Source organism: Demequina pelophila, assembly GCF_000971175.1.
Lineage (GTDB): Bacteria > Actinomycetota > Actinomycetes > Actinomycetales > Demequinaceae > Demequina > Demequina pelophila.
In genome coordinates this window covers 82,907-101,695 of sequence record NZ_BBLY01000007.1, presented here as the reverse complement: position 1 = coordinate 101,695, position 18,789 = coordinate 82,907, and the positions used below count along the sequence as shown (strand labels likewise).

General features: G+C 71.2%; 22 protein-coding genes and 2 tRNA genes. 14 read left to right on the top strand and 10 right to left on the bottom strand.

Annotated features, from left to right (window positions below; genetic code table 11):
• The first annotated feature begins 131 nt into the window (after positions 1 to 131).
• Complete coding sequence (locus AOM03_RS10985; RefSeq protein ID WP_062381393.1) at positions 132 to 584, top strand: ribose-5-phosphate isomerase; 453 nt, start codon at positions 132 to 134, stop codon at positions 582 to 584.
• A gap of 37 nt (positions 585 to 621) precedes the next feature.
• Here the strand turns inward: AOM03_RS10985 and AOM03_RS10980 are convergent, their stop codons facing one another.
• A complete protein-coding gene (locus tag AOM03_RS10980) occupies positions 622 to 1,887 on the bottom strand; it encodes a GNAT family N-acetyltransferase (protein ID WP_062381303.1) in 1,266 nt (421 codons plus the stop codon).
• A 78-nt stretch (positions 1,888 to 1,965) separates the two neighbouring features.
• Complete coding sequence (locus tag AOM03_RS10975) at positions 1,966 to 2,466, bottom strand: CoA-binding protein (RefSeq protein WP_062381301.1); 501 nt, start codon at positions 2,464 to 2,466, stop codon at positions 1,966 to 1,968.
• A 140-nt stretch (positions 2,467 to 2,606) separates the two neighbouring features.
• Between AOM03_RS10975 and AOM03_RS10970 the strand changes: the two genes are divergently transcribed.
• On the top strand, positions 2,607 to 3,107 hold the full coding sequence (locus AOM03_RS10970) for a Dps family protein (protein WP_062381299.1): 501 nt from the start codon (positions 2,607 to 2,609) through the stop codon (positions 3,105 to 3,107).
• Between the two features lie 100 nt (positions 3,108 to 3,207).
• Here AOM03_RS10970 and AOM03_RS10965 read toward each other — a convergent pair whose 3' ends face one another.
• From AOM03_RS10965 to cysK, 3 genes are all read right to left on the bottom strand, one after another.
• Positions 3,208 to 4,140, bottom strand: coding sequence for an aldo/keto reductase (locus AOM03_RS10965; RefSeq protein ID WP_062381297.1), 933 nt, complete (start codon positions 4,138 to 4,140; stop codon positions 3,208 to 3,210).
• A 20-nt stretch (positions 4,141 to 4,160) separates the two neighbouring features.
• A complete protein-coding gene (gene cysE / locus AOM03_RS10960; RefSeq protein ID WP_082092358.1) occupies positions 4,161 to 4,808 on the bottom strand; it encodes a serine O-acetyltransferase in 648 nt (215 codons plus the stop codon).
• Between the two features lie 61 nt (positions 4,809 to 4,869).
• Entirely contained in the window at positions 4,870 to 5,805 is a 936-nt protein-coding gene (gene cysK / locus AOM03_RS10955; protein ID WP_062381294.1) for a cysteine synthase A, read from the bottom strand.
• Positions 5,806 to 6,500: 695 nt separating this feature from the next.
• Between cysK and AOM03_RS10950 the strand changes: the two genes are divergently transcribed.
• The 4 genes from AOM03_RS10950 to AOM03_RS10935 all read left to right on the top strand — a co-directional run bounded on the left by AOM03_RS10950 (position 6,501) and on the right by AOM03_RS10935 (position 9,178).
• Complete coding sequence (locus AOM03_RS10950; protein WP_082092357.1) at positions 6,501 to 6,977, top strand: SRPBCC family protein; 477 nt, start codon at positions 6,501 to 6,503, stop codon at positions 6,975 to 6,977.
• A 56-nt stretch (positions 6,978 to 7,033) separates the two neighbouring features.
• Positions 7,034 to 7,492: an SRPBCC family protein gene (locus AOM03_RS10945; RefSeq protein ID WP_062381291.1), complete on the top strand. Its 459-nt coding sequence runs from the start codon at positions 7,034 to 7,036 to the stop codon at positions 7,490 to 7,492.
• Between the two features lie 167 nt (positions 7,493 to 7,659).
• A complete protein-coding gene (locus tag AOM03_RS10940) occupies positions 7,660 to 8,076 on the top strand; it encodes a DUF1761 domain-containing protein (RefSeq protein ID WP_062381288.1) in 417 nt (138 codons plus the stop codon).
• A gap of 154 nt (positions 8,077 to 8,230) precedes the next feature.
• Complete coding sequence (locus AOM03_RS10935) at positions 8,231 to 9,178, top strand: aldo/keto reductase (RefSeq protein ID WP_062381286.1); 948 nt, start codon at positions 8,231 to 8,233, stop codon at positions 9,176 to 9,178.
• 171 nt (positions 9,179 to 9,349) lie between these two features.
• Here AOM03_RS10935 and AOM03_RS10930 read toward each other — a convergent pair.
• Positions 9,350 to 9,423: transfer RNA gene (locus AOM03_RS10930), tRNA-Gly, on the bottom strand.
• Positions 9,424 to 9,500: 77 nt separating this feature from the next.
• Here AOM03_RS10930 and AOM03_RS10925 point away from each other — a divergent pair.
• The 4 genes from AOM03_RS10925 (at position 9,501) to AOM03_RS10910 (ending at position 11,224) form a co-directional block, all read left to right on the top strand.
• Positions 9,501 to 9,574, top strand: a tRNA-Pro gene (locus AOM03_RS10925).
• A gap of 298 nt (positions 9,575 to 9,872) precedes the next feature.
• A complete protein-coding gene (locus AOM03_RS12830) occupies positions 9,873 to 10,163 on the top strand; it encodes a type II toxin-antitoxin system prevent-host-death family antitoxin (protein WP_062381284.1) in 291 nt (96 codons plus the stop codon).
• Between the two features lie 22 nt (positions 10,164 to 10,185).
• Entirely contained in the window at positions 10,186 to 10,560 is a 375-nt protein-coding gene (locus tag AOM03_RS10915) for a type II toxin-antitoxin system RelE family toxin (protein WP_062381281.1), read from the top strand.
• Positions 10,561 to 10,636: 76 nt separating this feature from the next.
• Positions 10,637 to 11,224: a type IV toxin-antitoxin system AbiEi family antitoxin domain-containing protein gene (locus tag AOM03_RS10910; RefSeq protein ID WP_227589975.1), complete on the top strand. Its 588-nt coding sequence runs from the start codon at positions 10,637 to 10,639 to the stop codon at positions 11,222 to 11,224.
• 33 nt (positions 11,225 to 11,257) lie between these two features.
• On the opposite strand, the gene AOM03_RS10905 is transcribed toward AOM03_RS10910, so the two are convergent.
• Positions 11,258 to 11,653, bottom strand: a complete 396-nt coding sequence (locus AOM03_RS10905) for a DUF1304 domain-containing protein (RefSeq protein ID WP_062381279.1) — start codon at positions 11,651 to 11,653, stop codon at positions 11,258 to 11,260.
• Between the two features lie 211 nt (positions 11,654 to 11,864).
• Between AOM03_RS10905 and tig the strand changes: the two genes are divergently transcribed.
• Positions 11,865 to 13,409: a trigger factor gene (gene tig, locus AOM03_RS10900; RefSeq protein WP_082092355.1), complete on the top strand. Its 1,545-nt coding sequence runs from the start codon at positions 11,865 to 11,867 to the stop codon at positions 13,407 to 13,409.
• A 94-nt stretch (positions 13,410 to 13,503) separates the two neighbouring features.
• On the opposite strand, the gene AOM03_RS10895 is transcribed toward tig, so the two are convergent.
• On the bottom strand, positions 13,504 to 14,019 hold the full coding sequence (locus tag AOM03_RS10895; protein ID WP_062381277.1) for a DUF4190 domain-containing protein: 516 nt from the start codon (positions 14,017 to 14,019) through the stop codon (positions 13,504 to 13,506).
• A gap of 78 nt (positions 14,020 to 14,097) precedes the next feature.
• A complete protein-coding gene (locus tag AOM03_RS12825; protein WP_062381275.1) occupies positions 14,098 to 14,544 on the bottom strand; it encodes a DUF4190 domain-containing protein in 447 nt (148 codons plus the stop codon).
• Between the two features lie 286 nt (positions 14,545 to 14,830).
• On the opposite strand from AOM03_RS12825, the gene AOM03_RS10885 reads away from it, so the two are divergent.
• The 3 genes from AOM03_RS10885 to clpX all read left to right on the top strand — a co-directional run bounded on the left by AOM03_RS10885 (position 14,831) and on the right by clpX (position 17,623).
• On the top strand, positions 14,831 to 15,409 hold the full coding sequence (locus AOM03_RS10885) for an ATP-dependent Clp protease proteolytic subunit (protein WP_062381388.1): 579 nt from the start codon (positions 14,831 to 14,833) through the stop codon (positions 15,407 to 15,409).
• The gene (locus AOM03_RS10880) at positions 15,406 to 16,107 is read left to right on the top strand and encodes an ATP-dependent Clp protease proteolytic subunit (protein ID WP_439645044.1); all 702 of its coding nucleotides are present in this window, start codon (positions 15,406 to 15,408) and stop codon (positions 16,105 to 16,107) included. Before AOM03_RS10885 ends, AOM03_RS10880 begins: the two co-directional genes overlap by 4 nt.
• A gap of 262 nt (positions 16,108 to 16,369) precedes the next feature.
• A complete protein-coding gene (clpX, locus tag AOM03_RS10875) occupies positions 16,370 to 17,623 on the top strand; it encodes an ATP-dependent Clp protease ATP-binding subunit ClpX (protein ID WP_062381273.1) in 1,254 nt (417 codons plus the stop codon).
• Between the two features lie 115 nt (positions 17,624 to 17,738).
• On the opposite strand, the gene AOM03_RS10870 is transcribed toward clpX, so the two are convergent.
• Entirely contained in the window at positions 17,739 to 18,668 is a 930-nt protein-coding gene (locus AOM03_RS10870; protein ID WP_062381271.1) for a DUF559 domain-containing protein, read from the bottom strand.
• Positions 18,669 to 18,789 lie beyond the last annotated feature (121 nt).

The window sequence follows — 18,789 nt, the reverse complement described above, 5'->3', positions numbered from 1 at the left end:
CTCACGGCGAGGGTCTTCCTGGGTGCCGGGAGGGGAGGCGAGGGACGATGCGCGGGCCGGGTTTCGCATCGTCCTCCGGCCGGATGGCCCGCGGGGAGGCCGGCGCGGCGCGGCGCTGGCACAATGGCGCCATGCGCCTCCACATCGCCGCGGACCACGCAGGGTTCGAGCTCAAGCAGCACCTTCTCGCCCACTTCACGCAGGCCGGCCTCGAGGTGGTCGACCACGGCGCGTACGAGTACGACGCGCTCGACGACTACCCGCCCATGTGCATCGCCGCGGCCGAGGCCGTGGCGGCGAGCGCGGGGGAGGACCTGGGCATCGTCATCGGCGGCTCGGGCAACGGCGAGCAGCTCGCCGCCAACCGCGTGCCGGGCATCCGCGCGGCGCTCGTCTGGTCGGTCGAGACCGCGAAGCTCGCGCGCCAGCACAACGACGCGCAGATCGGCTCGCTGGGAGCCCGCATGCACTCGCTGGAGGAGGCCACCGCGATCGCGGACGCGTTCGTGGCCGAGCCCTTCTCCGGCGACGAGCGCCACCAGCGCCGCATCGACCGCATGATGGGCTACGAGCAGTCCCGCTGAGCCTCCGCGTCGGCGCGCCCCGGGCGAGCGCGCCGCGTCAGAAGAACAGGTTGCACACGGGCGCCTGGACCCACCCCAGCGCCGCGGCCAGCGCGCGCACCGCGCCCGGGCGGCGCTCCTCGACGAGCCCGGCGGAGGCGAGCGCCTCGACGCTCGCGCCGCCCAGGTAGGCCGCGGACAGCTCCTGGATCCCGATCACGACGTGTGGCTCGGCGCCGTGCGCGTCCTCCACGTGCCCCTCGCCGTCGCGCGTGGTGATGCGCCACGGGCCGGCGTTGTCCGGGAACAGGGGGTCCTCGACGCGCACGACCACGTCGACGGGGGTGACGTACGAGCGTGCCGTGAGCGCGGCGGGCACGTCGACGAGGCGCAGCCACAGGTTGTCGCGCAGGCGCGGGGCCGCGGACCGGAGGTCGACGAGCATGTGGACCAGCGCATCGTCCACCGCGAAGGGCGCCGCGTGGACGGTGGCCATCAGGTCGATGTCCGCGAGCACGGACCAGAGCCGATGCGTGGCGGCCGGGGTGAGCGCGGCGTGCTGCTGCACGGTCACCTTGCCCGACGGCATCGAGTCGTCGCCGAAGTCCGCCTTGCGGCGCAGGATGGCATACGCGACGGGCTCGTCCCCGTCCTCGACGATCGCGATCCGCAGCCGCTCCGAGTCGCGGTGGTCGGAGACCGGATCGCAGAAACGTGCCTGCAGCGCGTAGTCCGACTCGAGCGTCATGGTGCCCGGGCGGGCGAGCCGCGCCTGGACGGTGCGCATGACCCGGCCGTGGCGCTCGAGGCTCAGCCGTTCGAGGCGCACGGTCAGCGCGTCCGCGCCTGCCACCTCCCGCAGATCCGCCCGGCGCGGCACGCGCAGGGTCAGCTGCTGCGCGGCGAGGCCGTAGCCGAACCGCTGGTAGATCTCGGACTCGGCGGCGTAGAGCGCCGAGGCGACCTCCCCGCGGCGGCGGGCGTCGGCCAGATGGTCGGCCATCATCGCGCGCAGCAGGCCGCGCCTTCGGTGCCCGGTGTGCACGCCCACGAACGTCAGGCCCGCGACGGGCACGTGCTCGCCGCCCGGCACGGCCATGCGGAACGTATAGGAGGAGTTGACCGCGGCGAGCTCGCCCAGCGGGCCGCGCCCGGGGTCCGCGATCTCCATCGCGCGGGCCCGGTCGAACGGGATCGCCGCGAGCCAGTCCTCGGCCTCGCCGGGCGCGAAGTCGCCGGTGAAGGCCCACGAGTCGACCTCGAGCATCTCCGCGCCACGGTCGCGGTCGATGGACACGAGTCGATACCCGGCGGCGAGGCTCATGCCCTCATCGTGGCACCTTGAAACGGTATGGCGCGGATTGGACGGGGCCGATGCGCGTGTCGCCTCGGGGGAGAGCCGTCAGTCGCGCGCTGCCTCGATGCGGTCGGCCAGGCGGCGGTACTCGATCTTGATGCAGCGGTTCTGCACGGCGGTCATGTCGTGCTCCGCCGCGATCCGCATCGCGTGCGCGTTCGCGATGCCCAGCTGGAGCCACACGCCGCCCGCGCCCGCGTCGGCCGCGTGCTGCGCGATGGTCGGGGTGTACTCGGCGCGGCGGAACACCACGACCTGGTCGACCTTGACCGGCACCTCGGCGAGGGTGGGGAAGAAGCCGTGTCCACGGATCTCCTCGCCCTCGGCGGCGGGGTTCACCAGGAACAGCTCGTACGGGGTGTGCTCCATGAGCCACACCGCCACCTGGTAGCTCGTGCGGGCCGGGTTCGGGGAGGCTCCCACGATCGCCACCCGGCGGGTCTGGGCGAGGATCTCGACCATCGCATCGTCCCCGGGTGCGTCCTGCACGGCAGGGGCGGGGCAGGCCTCCGCGGCGGGCTGCGGGTCGAGCGAGAAGATGTCCATGATGCTCGCAACATAACAGCGTGGGAGCGGATTCCGGTACGGACGTTGGCCCCGGGAATGTCGGCCGCGGCAGGCCGGTTGCACCCCAGTGGAGCCGCGGGGCGCTTTCCGCGGCCTGCGAACCCGACGGAGGAGGAGACATGAAGCCCGCCACGCCCGCCAGGACCACCGCGACCCAGCCCAGGATCGGCATCAAGTCCGAGGATCTCACGGCCATCAACGCCGGCCTCGCGCAGGTGCTGTCCGACACCTTCACCCTGTATCTCAAGACGCACGGCTATCACTGGAACGTGACCGGCCCGCACTTCCGCTCGCTCCACCTCATGTTCGAGGAGCAGTACACGGAGCTGTGGAAGGCCGCCGACGTCCTCGCCGAGCGCATGCGCGCCCTCGGGGCTCCCGCCCCGGGCTCGTACGCCGAGTTCACCGAGCACACGTCCATCAAGGACAACGACCGCACCGCGGACGCGATGACCATGGTCGAGAACCTGCGCCGCGACCACGAGACCGTCGCGCGCCTGGTGCGCCCGCTCGTCGAGGTCGCGGAGGAGGCCGGCGACGGCGCCACGGCGGACCTGTTCAACGCGCGCCTCGCCGCGCACGAGGACGCCGCCTGGATGCTGCGCTCGTTCGCCGGATAGCCCGCCCACCGCATCGTCCCCCGAGACGGCACGAGGCCCCGGTCGATCGACCGGGGCCTCGTCGTCTGTGTGAGGGCCGCGGGCTCAGGGGCCCCGGCGGTCAGGGCACCAGGTAGCCCGCGGCGCGGAACAGCGCGTACCACTCCGCGCGGGTGAGGGTGATGTCCGAGCCCTGGGCCGCGGCGGCGACGCGCGCCGGCGTGGTGGTCCCCAGCACCACCTGCATGCGCGCGGGGTGGCGGGTGAGCCACGCGACCGCGATCGCCTCGGCGGGCACGTCATACTGCGCGGCCAGCCGGTCGATCACGGCGTTGAGCTCGGGGTACTCGGGCGAGCCCAGGAACGGGCCGGTGAAGAATCCGGCCTGGAACGGCGACCAGGCCTGAAGGGTGATGTCGTGGAGGCGGCAGTAGTCGATGACGCCGGTGTCGCGCGCGATCGACTGGTCGAGCGCCGCCATGTTCATGGCCATCGGACCCGCGATGGTGGGGGCGTGGGTGATCGAGAGCTGGATCTGGTTGGCGACCAGCGGCTGGCGCACGTGCTTGCGCAGCAGATCCATCTGGCCCGGGGTGTGGTTCGAGACGCCGAAGTGGCGCACCTTGCCGGCGGCCTCGAGGTCGTCGAAGGCGCGCGCGACCTCCTCGGGCTCGACCAGCGCGTCGGGACGGTGGAGGAGCAGGATGTCGATGCGGTCCGTGCCGAGCGCCTCGAGCGAGCCCTCGACGGAGGACACGATGTGCTCGTACGAGAAGTCGAAGTACGGCCCGGGCTGGCGGATGCCGCACTTGGTCTGGAGGGTGAGGCGGTCGCGTTCGGACGGGGTGAGCCGGAGGGCCTCCGCGAAGCGGCGCTCGCAGCCGTGGTACGGCGGGCCGTAGATGTCGGCGTGGTCCATGAAGTCGATGCCCGCGTCGAGGGCGGCGCTCACGAGCGCGCGCACCTCCTCGTCGGACTTCTCGACGATGCGCATGAGGCCCAGGACCACGTCCGGGACGACGATGTCGGTGTGCGGCAGGGTGAAGGTTCGCATGGCCCCACCCTAGGGGCGCGTCAGATGTAGTACATGGCCGGCTCGTGCACCGGCTCCGGCGGGGCGTCCGGGTTGGGGTGCCGGTGCGAGTCGCCCGAGTCGACGGCCGATGCGGCGGTCGAGGCCTCCGTGGGCCCCGGGTGGTTGCGGATCACCGCGGGGATGCCGACGGCGGTCGCACCGTCCGGGACGTCCTTGACGACCACGGCATTGGCGCCGATGCGCGCGTCGCATCCGATGTGAAGGGGGCCGAGCACCTTGGCCCCCGCGCCGATCACGACGCGGTCGCCGATCGTGGGGTGGCGCTTGCCCGGGCTCATCGTGGTGCCGCCCAGGTTGATGCCGTTGAACATCAGCACGTCGTCGCCCACCACGGCGGTCTCGCCGATCACCACGCCCATGCCGTGGTCGATGAACACGCGCCGGCCCAGCTGCGCGCCGGGGTGGATCTCGATGCCCGTCGCGCGCCGCGCGTACTGCGAGACCAGCCGCGCGTACGAGCGCAGCCCCCGGCGCCACAGCCAGTGCGCCACCCGGTGATACCAGACGGCGTGGACGCCCTGGTAGGAGCCCGCGATCACCCACCACGCGGGCGCGGCGGGATCCCGCCGCCTCGCCGTGCGGATGTCCTCGAGCGCTCGGCCGAGCGCTGAGATGTCGGATGCCATGGCAGGAAGCCCTTCCAGGTGGGATGTGGTGCCGGGGGCGGCAACGCGCCGCCGTGCTGGATTAGTCCATCAGGTCCGAGTACAGGACGGAGGACAGGTAGCGCTCGCCGAACGACGGGATGATCGCGACGATGGTCTTGCCGGTGTTCTCCGGGCGCTTCGCCACCTCGATCGCGGCGTGGAGCGCGGCGCCGGAGGAGATGCCCACGAGCAGGCCCTCCTTGCGGGCCGCCGCGCGTGCGGTCGCGACCGCGGTCTCCGCGTCGACGTCGAAGATCTCGTCGTAGACCTCGGTGTTGAGGATCTCGGGGACGAAGTTCGCGCCGATGCCCTGGATCTTGTGCGGGCCCGGCTTGCCACCGTTGAGGATGGGGGACTCCGCGGGCTCGACGCCGATCACCTGGACCGAGGGCTTGCGCTCCTTGAGCACCTCGCCCACGCCCGTGATGGTGCCGCCGGTGCCGATTCCCGCGATGAGGATATCGACCTCGCCGTCGGTGTCGTTCCAGATCTCCTCCGCCGTGGTGCGGCGGTGGATGGCGGGGTTGGCCTCGTTCGCGAACTGGCGGGCCAGCACCGAGCCGGGGCGCTCCTCGGCGATCTTGGTGGCCGCCTCGACGGCGCCGCGCATGCCCTCCGGGCCGGGGGTGAGGACCAGCTCCGCCCCGAAGGCGCGGAGCAGCGCGCGGCGCTCCTTGGACATCGTCTCGGGCATGGTCAGCACCACGTTGTAGCCGCGGGCCGCGCCCACCATCGCGAGCGCGATGCCCGTGTTGCCGGACGTCGCCTCGATGATGGTGCCGCCGGGCTTCAGCGATCCGTCCGCCTCGGCGGCGTCGACGATGGCGACGCCCAGACGGTCCTTGACGGAGTTGGCCGGGTTGTAGAACTCGAGCTTGCCGAGCACGGTGGCGTCGACGCCCTCCGCCAGTGCGTTGATCTTGACGAGCGGGGTGTTGCCGATGAGGGCGGTCGCGTCCTCGTAGATGCGGGCCATGAGCGGTCCTTCTCCTTTGGTGGTGGGGAAATGCTGGGGGTGCAACGCTGATCTATCAGGAATAATGCCGGGCAGAGCGGCGGCGTGAGACCTTCCGATCCTCGGATCGGGGAGCGCGCCGGCGCTCTACAGACAGCAGCAGCCGCAGGCGCACGAGCGCGCGGCGGGGCGTGCGACGACGGCAGAGGCGGCGGCGAATGCGCGGCTCTCGATGCTCATCGTGGGTGCCCTCCGGTGCGGATAACGCGAGCCTAGCGGCGCCGCGAGTCGTGCGGCAACCCCCTGGTCGACCAGGGGAACGGGTGCGTGTGGCGCACCTCACGCGGTACCGCCGCCCGATTCGTGACGTGCGGGCGCCGGTGTCCGATCCGGTGCATGCCCTTCCCCCACAAATGGGGATACCCGCACCGTGGCTGCCTTCGTAGCGTAGGAGGTGCCAGGGGTGCCCGCGGGGGGCGGCACCCGTGGGGGTGGGCGGGCCCGCTCGCGCGGACGCGAGGCGGCGGGCCCGCCCGCCCACCCCTCGCGGCGGCTGCGTGGATCCCTGGCCGACCCTGGACCCCGGGCCGGACCGTGCATCGTCCCTCGACCGCGGCGTGTCCGCCGGCCCGGCGGCGCCAACCTGCAACTTTGGTCGCGTGCGCACTACGGTGGGCTGATGGGGCGCGTTCGTCGCTCCGCCGCGGGGAGGAATCATGGCAGGGGCGCTGGATATGTCCGTCGAGCGGGAGGGGACCATCCCCGCGACCGCGAAGGACGTATGGCGGTGCCTGACAGAACCGGACCTGCGGGTCGAGGTGTTCTCCATGGTGATCCAGGCGGTGACCGAGGAGGGCCAGCCGGGGGAGCTGGGGCACGTCATGCAGTTCAGCGAGCGCGACGCGGGCGCCGAACCCAACGTCATCCGCCTCACCACCCTCGAGGCGGAGCCCTATACCCGGCTGGTCCAGGAGCGGGTGGGGCCCGACGGCGAGTTCACCGTGACCACCTTCCTCGAGGAGACGGCCGAGGGCACGCACGTGCGGCGCGTCTTCCACGTGTACAAGCCGCAGCCGACGCTCGCGGAGCGTGCGATGCGCAGCGCGATCGCCACGTTCTTCTCGCTGGGCGGGACCGTGCGGCTCAAGGCCGACATCGGGGACCTGGCGCGGCACTTCGCCGTCCGGGTCTGAGGCCGGGCGCGCGCCGGGGCTAGCCTGGGGCCGAGGCAACGGACCGAGGGGGAGCGATGTCAGGGCATCGGATCGAGACCGAGCGGCGCATCGAGGCGTCGCCCGAGGCGGTCTGGAAGGTGGTCACGGACCTCGACGGCGCGGCCGACGTGATGAGCGCGATCGTCGCGATCCAGCGGCTCGAGGGCGACGGCTACGAGCCGGGCGTGCGCTGGCGGGAGACGCGCCGCATGTTCGGCCGCGAGGCCGACGAGGTCATGGAGGTCGCCGAGGTCGACGCGCCGCACCGCACCGTGGTGGTGGCCGAGAACCGCGGCACCGAGTACGAGACCATCTTCACGCTCATCCCCGACGGCGAGGGCACCCTCCTGCGGGTGAGCTTCACCGCCGAGACGCCCCACCCCGGTCCGGCGCAGCGCGTGGGATGGCTGCTGTTCGGGAAGGCGGGGATGAAGGCGACCCGCAAGGCGCTCGACACGGACCTCGAGGAGATCGCCGCGGCCGTCGAGGGCTGAGCCCCCCGCCGCCCGGCCCCGCCCGGCCCCCGACCCCGCTGCCCAGCTCGGCCCCGCCCGGCCCCCGCCCCCCGCCCCATCCGGAATGGGTAGGTGGTGGTCGCTTTCGCGAGGTTGCTGCGCCTGAGGGGTAGAGGGTTGTCGTTTCGCCTCGTAGTCTCGGCCTCATGGACTGGCTCTCGCTCGCGGACGTCAACTGGATCGCCGTGCTCGTGGCGTTCCTCGCGGCCTTCGCGCTCGGCTTCTGGTGGTACTCGCCGGTGGGTCTGTTTCCGCTGTGGCAGCGCCTCAACGGGATGACGCGCGAGGACATGGAGGGCGCGAGCATGGGCGTCGCCTTCGGCGGCACCATTGTCGCGAACGCCCTGGGCGTGATCCTCCTGGCCGTGCTCATGAACGGACTCGGCATCGACGACTGGGCCGGCGGCCTCGTGCTGGGCGCGCTCATCGGCCTGGTGTTCCGCGGCGGGGCCCATGCGCTCCACAACGGCTTCGCGCTGCGCCACCCCGGCATCACGCTCATCGATGCGGCGCACGACACTGCGGGCCTCGCGCTTGCGGGCGTGGTGATCGGGCTCTTCTAGCGAGCGCCCGCACCCGGGCCTCCGGCACTCGACCCGGCCGCCGCATCGGCGCCGACCTTCCGCGCCGGCACCCCACTCCCTCGACGACACTGAACGACCCAGGCTTCCCGGACCATCGCATCGTCCCGGGGCCCGCTACCCGACAGGAGCCCGCATGACCACTGAGCAGATCGCCTCCGCACTCGGAACCCTCGACCTGACCGACGCGCCCCTGGCGCTTGGTGGGAACGTGTTCGGCTGGACCGCCGACCGCGACGACTCCTTCGCCATCCTCGACGCGTTCGTCGCCGGCGGCGGGCGCCTGGTCGACACGGCCGACGTCTACTCGGCGTGGGCGCCCGGCAACTCGGGCGGCGAGTCCGAGACCGTGATCGGGGAGTGGCTCGCCGCGCGCGGTCGCCGTGACGACGTCCTCGTCGCGACGAAGGTGAGCGAGCACCCCGAGTTCACGGGGCTCGGCGCGGCCACCGTGCGCGCCGCGGCCGAGGCCAGCCTTGCGCGCCTCCGGACGGATCGGATCGACCTCTACTACGCGCATTTCGACCACCCCGACACGCCGCTCGAGGAGACGGCCGCGGCGTTCTCCGCGCTGGTCGACGACGGCCTGGTGCGGGAGATCGGCATCTCCAACTACACGGCCGCCCGCATCGACGAGTGGTGCGCGATCGCCGATCGCGACGGCCTCCACCGGCCCGTCGCCCTCCAGCCTCACTACAACCTGGTCGAGCGCGGCTTCGAGGGCGAGCTGCGCGCCGCCGCGGAGCGCCACGGCCTGGGCGTGCTGCCGTACTGGTCGCTCGCGAAGGGCTTCCTCACGGGCAAGTACCGGGACGATGCGGTGGTCGACAGCCGGCGCGCCGCGGCTGCGGGCGCGTACCTCGATGCGCGCGGCCGACGCGTGCTCGCGGAGCTCGACCGCATCGCCGCCGCGCACGACGCCCACGTGGCGGCGGTCGCGCTGGCGTGGCTGCGGGATCAGCCGACGGTGGTCGCCCCCATCGCCTCGGCGCGCACGCTCGACCAGCTGGCGCCGCTGGTCGCCTCGATGACGCTGGTGCTGTCTGCGGAGGAGCTCGAGGCGCTGAGCGCGGCCTCCGCCTGACGGGGGCGGGCGCCCTCGCGTTGGGGTGCTGGTGGTAGATCCGCGCACGACTCTGTGCGAAAGCGTGCGCGCATCTACCACCACAGCAATGGGGGCCGGCGGGCCGACGGGTCTGACCGCGCCGCAGAGCCGAGACGCCGAAGGCCCCCTCCGCGGAGGGGGCCTTCGTCATGGAGCGGGTGACGGGAATCGAACCCGCGTAATCAGTTTGGAAGACTGAGGCTCTACCATTGAGCTACACCCGCATCGCCGCCTGCGCGGCGCGTACTAGAGTAGCCGAGCCCCGCCGATGCGGGGAACAGCGCCCCCTGTTCGGGGGCCACGGGGTGTAGCGCAGCTTGGTAGCGCATCTGCTTTGGGAGCAGAGGGTCGCAGGTTCAAATCCTGTCACCCCGACGGTGAAAGTCCTGGTAACTCGTGAGTTCCCACGACCATCATTGGACGTGAAACATGACCAGGTCATCGTTTACTCATCTTTGTGGCGATCGCCGGCGGCCTGCGGATGTCGCGTTGTCGTGGCAGTGCCTGCTCATCGAGATTCCTCGACAATGCGCATGATCATGCGTATGGTGATGCGTATGGGCTTGGGCCAGGTGCCCTCCACGTCCCGGCCAGGTGCCGAGGCTTTCGCTCCACCCCGGCCGGGTGCCGGGTGTTCGCCTCGCGGCTGGGTGCCGCGAGCGAGGAGGTTTCCATGAAGACCGATACGCGTGATCTCGTCAGCGCGACGAAGGCGGCCCGTGACTTCGCCAGCATCACGGCCCGAGTCGCCGACGGCAACCGCGTTGTCGTGCTCAAGAACAACGAACCCTCCGTCGCCATCGTGCCGATGGCCGACATGGAGCAGCTCGACCGCATCGCCGAACGGGAGGAGGACATGCGCCTGCTCGCGGTAGCCCTCACCCGTATCGCGACCGACGACGGCGCTGGCCGAAAGAGCCTGGAGGAGTTCGCCGTCGAGCTTGGCATCGACCTCGACGACTGACGTCACGCCGAAAGGCCGCACCTTGGCAACCATCATCCTGACCCCCGAGGCGCAGGACGACGTCCGCGCGCTCGACGGGTCCGCCCGCAAGCTCGTCGTGAGCGGCCTGAACAAGCTCAAGGATCTGCCCGAACAGCGCGGCGCACCCCTCGGCTCTCGCGCTTCGGGGAACCTCACCGGGCTGCGCAAGCTCGTCGTTGGCAACCGCCAGTACCGCATCGTCTACCGCGTCGAATCCGACGGTTCGATCGTCGTGGTTTGGGTGGTCGGCTCGCGGGTCGATGCCGAATGCTACGACGTTGCCGTTGCGCGACTTGAGATGTACTCCCACCGACCGGAACTGCGCGACATGCTCCGGGGGCTCCTCGACACTGCCTTCGACGCCCCAGCCGATTGATCGCATTGCCACCTGGTTCAACGGAAATCGTCACAGATAGGCTTTGTCTGTTCCGGATTTCGTCGGGAGGGGGGGCGTGAGCGTGGATCCATCTGCTCATCCCACGACGCTCGACTACGGCTCGCTCGCGGCTCACGGGATCACCCGTCATCAGCTTCGGGCCTTGACTGGCGCAGGGGAGTACGCGCGCATCGCGCCGGGGCTTTTCCTGCGTGCCGGTGCGGCTGACGACACGACGGCGGCGTGGATGGCGATCGCCGCCAAGCGTCCGCAAGCGACGCTCTGCCTGCTCTCGGCTCTCGCCTTACACGAGCTGGCCGACGAGATCCCCACCCGCTCCCACATCGCGATCCCACGCGGGACGCACCCGATCGAGGCGCCGACGGCTCCGATCGTGTGGCATCGATTTGACGCGGTAACTTTCGACATCGGGCGTGGCGAGCACCGCCTGCCCGGCGGACTTCTGATCGGCCTCTACTCGGCGGAGCGGACGATCATCGACTCGTTCCGACTGCGCCATGACTGGGGCGCGGACCTCGCTATCGAGGCGTTGAAGCGATGGCTGCGCACTCGAGAGAGCAACCCGTCGGCGCTCCTCGCGATGGCCGCATCGTTCCCCAATGCGCGGCCGGCGATCCGGGCGGCACTGGAGATCCTGCTGTGAGCCCGAACTGTCACCCCGACGGGACGATGCGGCTCAACCGTTGAGGACCGCGGCGACGGTGAGCGCCACCGCCAGCAGGGGAGCGACCGCCTGGACCGCGGCGGCGCGCAGATAGCGCCGCCCGCCCGAGACCACCAGCACCACGGAGGCCGCGGCCATCGCGCCACAGCCCGCCAGCACCAGCGCCAGCCCCGCATCGCGCCATCCCGCGGCGGTGAACACCACGCCCACGACCGCGATCAGCGCGAGGAACAGGTTGTAGAACCCCTGGTTGAAGGCGAGCGGACGGGTGACCCGGGCATCGTGCTCCGTGCGGATCCCGAACACCGCGCGCGTCTCCGGCCGCATCCACGCGACGGACTCGAGCCAGAAGATCGCCACGTGCACCAGCGCGGCCAGCGCGGCGAGGACGAGAGCGGCGGCGAGCATCGGGCCTCCTTGGGACGATGCTCGCCAGCCTAGGCGCGGAACCCGCCCCTTCCGCGGCGCCGTGCCGGGAGCGAGCGCAACCCGGCCCGTGCATCGTCCCCCGCTTCGAATTGGGCGCCGTGCGTGCGGCGGGTACGATAGGCGGGTTGCCCGTCCAGCGGGAGCATTCCGCGCCCCGCGGGCCCGATACCCCCACATTCAGGAGTACGTAGTGACCAGCGCCCTCGAGAAGATCGACGCCACGACCGTCAAGCTCACGGTCTCCCTCACCGAGGCTGACCTCGCCGACAGCATGAAGCACGCCTACGAGCACGTGGGCAAGCAGGTGCAGATCCCCGGCTTCCGCAAGGGCAAGGTGCCGGCGAAGGTCCTCGAGCAGCGCGTGGGCAAGGGCGCGATCATCGAGCACGCGATCAACGACGGCCTGGCCGGCTGGTACTCGGAGGCCGTGCGCGAGCAGGACATCCGTCCGTTCGGCCAGCCCGAGGTCGAGGTCACCAAGGTCCCCGGCTCGGTCGAGGGTGACGAGGGCGCCGAGTTCGTCGCCACCGTCGAGGTTCGCCCCGAGGTGAAGCTCCCCGCCGCCGCCGACCTCAAGGTCGAGATCGAGCCCGCCGACGTCTCCGAGGCCGACGTGGACGAGCGCCTCGACGCGCTCCGCGAGCGCTTCGGCACCCTGGTGTCCGTGGACCGCCCCGCCGCCGACGGCGACTTCGTGACGCTCGACCTCGCCGCGGTCATCGACGGCGAGACCATCGACAACGTGCAGGGCACCTCCTACCAGATCGGTGCCGGCAACATGCTCGAGGGCCTCGACGAGGCCGTCACCGGCCTCTCGGCCGACGAGGAGACCACCTACGAGGGTCCGCTCGCGGCGGGCGACCACGCCGGCGAGACCGCGCAGATCACCGTCAAGGTGACCGCCGTCAAGACCCGCGAGCTGCCCGAGGCGGACGACGACTTCGCCCAGCTCGCCTCCGAGTTCGACACGCTCGCCGAGCTCCGCGAGGACCTCGAGGGCCAGGCCAAGCGCATCAAGGCCAACAACCAGGCCATGGAGGCCCGCGAGAAGCTCCTCGAGCTCCTCGCCGACGCCGCCGACTTCGAGCTGCCCAAGAAGGTCATCGAGTCCGAGGTCCACGCGCACCTCGAGAACGAGAACCGCCTCGAGGACGACGAGCACCGCGCCGAGGTGACCGAGGAAGCCAAGAAGGCCCTGCGCACGCAGATCATCCTCGACCAGCTCGCCGAGGACCTCTCGATCGAGGTCGAGCAGTCCGAGCTCCTGGACTACCTGCTCAACGCCGCCCGCCAGTACCAGATGGACCCGGGCACCTTCATCGGCCAGGTCGAGAAGGCCGGCCAGATGCCCGCGATGGTGTCCGAGGTCGCGCGCTCGAAGGCCACCGCCTTCGCCCTGCGCCGCGCCACCGTGGTCGACACCAACGGTGCGGCCGTGGACCTGTCCGGCGTCATCGGCTCGCTCGAGGACGAGAAGGGCGAGGAGGCCGCCGAGGCCGAGGCCGCCGCCGAGGTCGTCGAGGTGGTTGAGACCGTCGAGGAGACCATCGAGGTTGTTGAGGTCTCTGGTGAGGGCAGCGTCGAGGCGCCCGCGGAGGAGGCCGCCGAGGCCCCCGCCGAGGAGGCCCCCGCCAAGAAGCCCGCGAAGACCACCCGCGCGCGCAAGACCACCAAGAAGGCCGCCGCCGCGGACGCCGAGGCTGCGGACACCGCCGCCGCGGACGCCGAGAAGTAACCCGCCCGGGCCGTCCGGCCCGCACGCGACGACGCCCCGGTCACCGCACGGTGACCGGGGCGTCGTGCTGTCCGGACGCGGCGTCCGGGGTCGCTCAGGAGGTCTCGACCGTGATCGAGTTCCACCAGTCGGTGCACGCCGGGTCGTTGGCGCAGGACGTCACCGCGATCACCGCGAAGATGAGGAACGCGATGCCCAGCAGGATCTGGAGGTAGCCCAGGATCAGGCCCGCGATGCCCAGGCCCTTGTAGTCGGCCTCGCCCTTGTTCGCGGCGCTCACGCCCAGGTGGCCGAAGATCACGCCCGCGAGCCCGATGCCCAGCAGGCTGGTCACCAGCGACACGACGTTCATCCACGTGCGCGGCTTGGTCGTGGCGTACTGCGCCGGCGCCGCCTGCGGCGGGTAGCCGGGCTGCTGGCCGTACGGCTGCTGCGCGTACTGCGGCTGGCCGGGCTGGGCGGGCTGGGGCTGCCCGTACTGCGGCTGTGCGTACTGGCCCTGCGGCGCCGCGTAGGGGTCGCCCTGCGGAGGCTGTTGCGGCTGGGGCGGCTGCTGGGCCTCGGGGGAGCGGTACGGGTCGTCGGCGTTGTCGGGTCGCTGGTCGCTCATGGCGGTTCTCCTTGATCGTGCCTGGTTCCACGCTAGTCCAGGCGGGGGACGATGCGGTGTCGGGTCGAGCCGGCGGCCTCAGTCGCCGGTGCACCAGTCGGCGGGGTTCGAGCCGGCGCACTCGCCGATCGCCCACCCGGCGAAGCCCAAGGTGAGCGCCACGACCGCGACGAGCAGCAGCATCCCGATGCCGACGATCACGTAGCCGACGATGAGCCCCGCGAGGCCCATGCCCTGGTTGTCCGCCTCGCCGCGCTTGGCCGCGCTCTGGCTCAGGTGGCCGAGCACGATGCCCGCGATCGCCGTGAACCACGTGAACAGGCCCAGCAGCGACAGCACGAGCGAGAGCGTGCCCATCCAGTTCTTCTCCGTGCGCGGATCGCGCGGCGGCACCGGCGGCGGCACCTGCTGCGGGTAGGGCTGATAGGCGTGGTGCTGCGGCGCCGCGTACTGGGGCGGCGGCCCCGCCTGGGGCGGGGGAGCCGCGCCCTGCGGCGCCGGCTCGTTCTCGGGTGCGGTGGTCATGATGCCCCTCCTCGTCGCGGTGGTGGGTGCCTCCTCTCCCGACGCTAGACCCGGCGGCCCGCCCGCGCATCGTCCGCCCGCCCGATCCCCGCGCCCGGGGCATCGGGGACCGCCCCGAGGGGGCATCGCATCGTCCCGGGGGACGATGCAGGGGTTCCGTTCACCCCGTAGCGAAACCTGGGGCGGCGCGGGGGGTGGGTGTCGGTGCCACGCGTTAGGGTCAAGCAGAACCCTTGACAGGAGGAGACTCGTGAACGAGATCACGGCGCGAGGCGAGGGGCCCGGGATGGCGCTCAACGACTCGATCTTCAACAGGCTGCTGCGTGAGCGCATCATCTGGCTGGGCGACGAGGTGCGCGACGACAACGCGAACGCCATCTGCGCCCAGATGATGCTGCTCGCGGCGGAGGACCCCGAGAAGGACATCTACCTGTACATCAACAGCCCCGGCGGCTCGATCACCGCGGGCATGGCGATCTACGACACGATGCAGTACATCAAGCCGGACGTCGCGACCGTCGCGATGGGCATGGCGGCGTCGATGGGCCAGTTCCTGCTGAGCTCCGGCGCGCCGGGCAAGCGCTACGCGACCCCGCACGCCCGCGTGATGATGCACCAGCCGTCGGGCGGCATCTACGGCACCACCACGGACATCCGCATCAACGCGGAGCTCATCATGCACATGAAGAAGGTGCTCGCGGAGCTCACGGCGGAGCAGACCGGCAAGTCCCTGGAGCAGGTGACCAAGGACGCCGACCGCGACCGCTGGTTCACGGCGGACGAGGCGCTCGAGTACGGCTTCGTCGACAAGGTCATCAAGCACGCCGTCGAGGCCGGCGACAAGTCCCAGGGAGGCAAGGCGTGAGCGACATCCAGCGAGCATTCGAGGCCGCCGGTCGCACGGCCGGCTCCTTCGGCGGCGTGGCCCCGGCGGGACCGTCGTCGCGCTACATCCTGCCGTCGTTCGAGGAGCGCACGGCCTACGGCTTCAAGCGCCAGGACCCGTACGCGAAGCTGTTCGAGGACCGCATCATCTTCCTGGGCGTCCAGATCGACGACGCCTCGGCGGACGACGTGATGGCCCAGCTGCTCGTGCTCGAGTCGCAGGACCCGGACCGCCTCATCACCCTGTACATCAACTCGCCCGGTGGCTCGCAGACCGCGCTCACCGCGATCTACGACACGATGCAGTACATCAAGCCGGAGATCCAGACGGTGTGCCTGGGCCAGGCCGCCTCCGCGGCGGCCGTGGTGCTCGCGGCGGGCTCGCCCGGCAAGCGCCTCGCGCTGCCCAACGCCCGCGTGATGATCCACCAGCCGCGCATCGAGGGCGGCGCCCGCGCGCAGGCCTCGGACATCGAGATCTACGCGGAGGAGATGCTCCGCATGCGCGAGTGGCTCGAGAACACGCTCGCCTTCCACTCGGGCCAGACGCCCGAGAAGGTGCGCGAGGACATCGAGCGCGACACGTTCCTCTCGGCCGAGCAGGCCCGCGAGTACGGCCTGGTCGACCAGGTGCTCGAGTCGCGCAAGGGCGTGAACCCGGTGGTCAAGCCCGCCTGACCTGCTGTGACGCCTGGGGCGTCGGTGCCGGCCTCGTGCCGGGGCCGGCGCCCCTCGCGCGTATCCGGGCTGCGGTGAGGCGTGCGCGCGGGCCTCGGACGGTGTCCCGCTCGGGCGCACGGCGAGGTGTGAGGGCGTCGGTGAGGCGCGCATCGTCCCTGCTCCGGCGCGGTTGCCGAGGGCGGGCGGCGCGCCGCCCGCACGGATGTCGGAGGCGGGCCCTACTCTAGAAGGGCACGGAAGTCTAACGAGGAGTCTCTCGATGAATCGACCCGCGGACAGCGGCGACCTGCTCAAGTGTTCGTTCTGCGGCAAGACGCAGAAGCAGGTGCGCAAGCTCATCGCCGGCGGCGGTGTGTACATCTGCGACGAGTGCATCGAGCTGTGCAACGAGATCATCGAGGAGGAGTTCGCGGAGCAGGTCGAGGCCGAGTTCGTCGAGCTTCCCAAGCCCCGCGAGATCTACGACTTCCTGGGCCAGTACATCGTGGGCCAGGAGCAGGCCAAGCGCGCGCTGTCCGTCGCGGTCTACAACCACTACAAGCGCGTGCGCGCGGGTGAGGGACGCAAGGGCGACGACGACCAGGTCGAGATCGCGAAGTCGAACGTCCTGTTCATCGGCCCCACGGGCACGGGCAAGACGTACCTCGCGCAGACCCTCGCCAAGATGCTCAACGTGCCGTTCGCGATCGCGGACGCGACCGCGCTGACCGAGGCCGGCTACGTGGGCGAGGACGTGGAGAACATCCTCCTCAAGCTGCTGCAGGCCGCCGACTACGACGTCGACAAGGCGCAGCGCGGCATCATCTACATCGACGAGATCGACAAGGTCGCCCGCAAGGCGGAGAACCCGTCGATCACGCGCGACGTGTCCGGCGAGGGCGTCCAGCAGGCGCTGCTGAAGATCCTCGAGGGCTCCACCGCGTCGGTGCCGCCGCAGGGCGGGCGCAAGCACCCGCACCAGGAGTTCATCCAGATCGACACCACCGACGTGCTCTTCATCCTGGGCGGCGCGTTCGCCGGGCTCGAGGAGATCATCTCTTCGCGCGTGGGGCGCAAGGGGATCGGCTTCGGGGCGACGCTCAAGGAGGCCGACAACTCGGACCTGTTCGCGCAGGTGACGCCGGGCGACCTGCACAAGTTCGGGCTCATCCCCGAGTTCATCGGCCGCATGCCCGTCATCGCGACGGTCCGGCCGCTCGACGTGCCGGCCATGGTGTCCATCCTCACCGAGCCCAAGAACGCGCTGGTCAAGCAGTACCAGCGGATGTTCGAGCTCGACGGCGTGGAGCTGCTGTTCGAGGCCGAGGCCGTCGAGGCGATCGCGGAGCAGGCGCTCGAGCGCGGCACCGGCGCGCGCGGCCTGCGCGCCATCATGGAGGAGGTCCTCCAGGAGACCATGTTCGAGGTCCCCGGTCGCGACGACATCGCGCGCGTGGTGGTGACCCGCGAGGTGGTCATCGAGCGCGTCCAGCCCGCGTACCTCACCCGCGTCGAGGAGCAGGGCGCGGCGTAGCCGGCTTCGCGTTCTCGGGCGAGCCCCGCCTCCGCCCCACGGCCCCTTCCTCGGAATGGGTAGATGGTGGTCGGTTCCGTGAGGTTGCTGCGTCTGAGGGGTAGCTCAGTGTCGTTCACGTGCCGGACCGCGACACGAGGACCCCTCTGACGAGCGCTCGACACCAGTCGGGCCGTTCGACCACATCGTGATACGGCAGGCGGATCGTCTGAATCCCGACCGTCGCGAGCAACGCGTCGCGCTGGTTGTCGCGCAGGCGCTGCTCGGGGCTCGAGTGGTAGGCGGCGCCGTCGAGCTCGACGGCGGTGAGCGTCTCGGCGTCGAACATGTCGAGTCTGAACCGGAGGCCTTGCACGACCACCGAGTGCTGCCGGATGAAGCGCGAGAACTCGCGGGTGTTGAACACGCGGCGCAGGCCCGCCTCCTCGAGGTAGCTCTCCGACCCGGCTGCCGCGGCTTGGAGCCGGTCCACGAGTTCGCGGCGTTCGGGCACGCGGGGGACCGACTCCAGGGTGGCCTGCAGGCCGGCGGCGGAGACGAGTCCCGTGCGGATCGCCCGGTACAGCGCGGAGGCGCGATCCCTCCTGGGCAGGCGGCCGTATCCGAGGATCACGGCGTGCGACGGGCCCATGACCGTGAGGGCGCCCACCCGGCTGACGGGCGGATCCCACGTCACGCGGCGGAGGCGCAGCCAGTCCGGGGTCTGGGGATGGCTCGGGTGCGGCAGCGCGATCTCGACCTGCGCGGGTGGCTGTGCGAGGAAGCCCCAGATGAACATCGCTGACGAGCCCGACACCGCCGCGGCGGGGCCGGCCCACAGGAGCGCGGCGTCGACCCGGGCGGCGAACGAGTCGCGGTGGATCGCGCCGACGTACGCGTCGGGGAGGAGGCGCGTGACCTCGCCGCGAGCGATCGCGGTGCGAGCCTTGCGCGCGGTCGCGAGGCCGGCGAGCTCGGCGAAGGTGAAGGCGCGAGGTTCGCGCGCCAGGGCCTCGGCGAGGGTCAGTCCCGGCGCGAGATCGGGGAGTGATCGCAGGTGTGTCACGCCACCGTTGTAGGCGGGGCGAGGGACTGCGAGCGCGCCTTCCCGGTCCCGGCTGCGGACTGCGCCTTTGCGTCGGGGCCTGGGGACATCGGCCGGGACGGGGTGGTGGTCGCGGGAAACG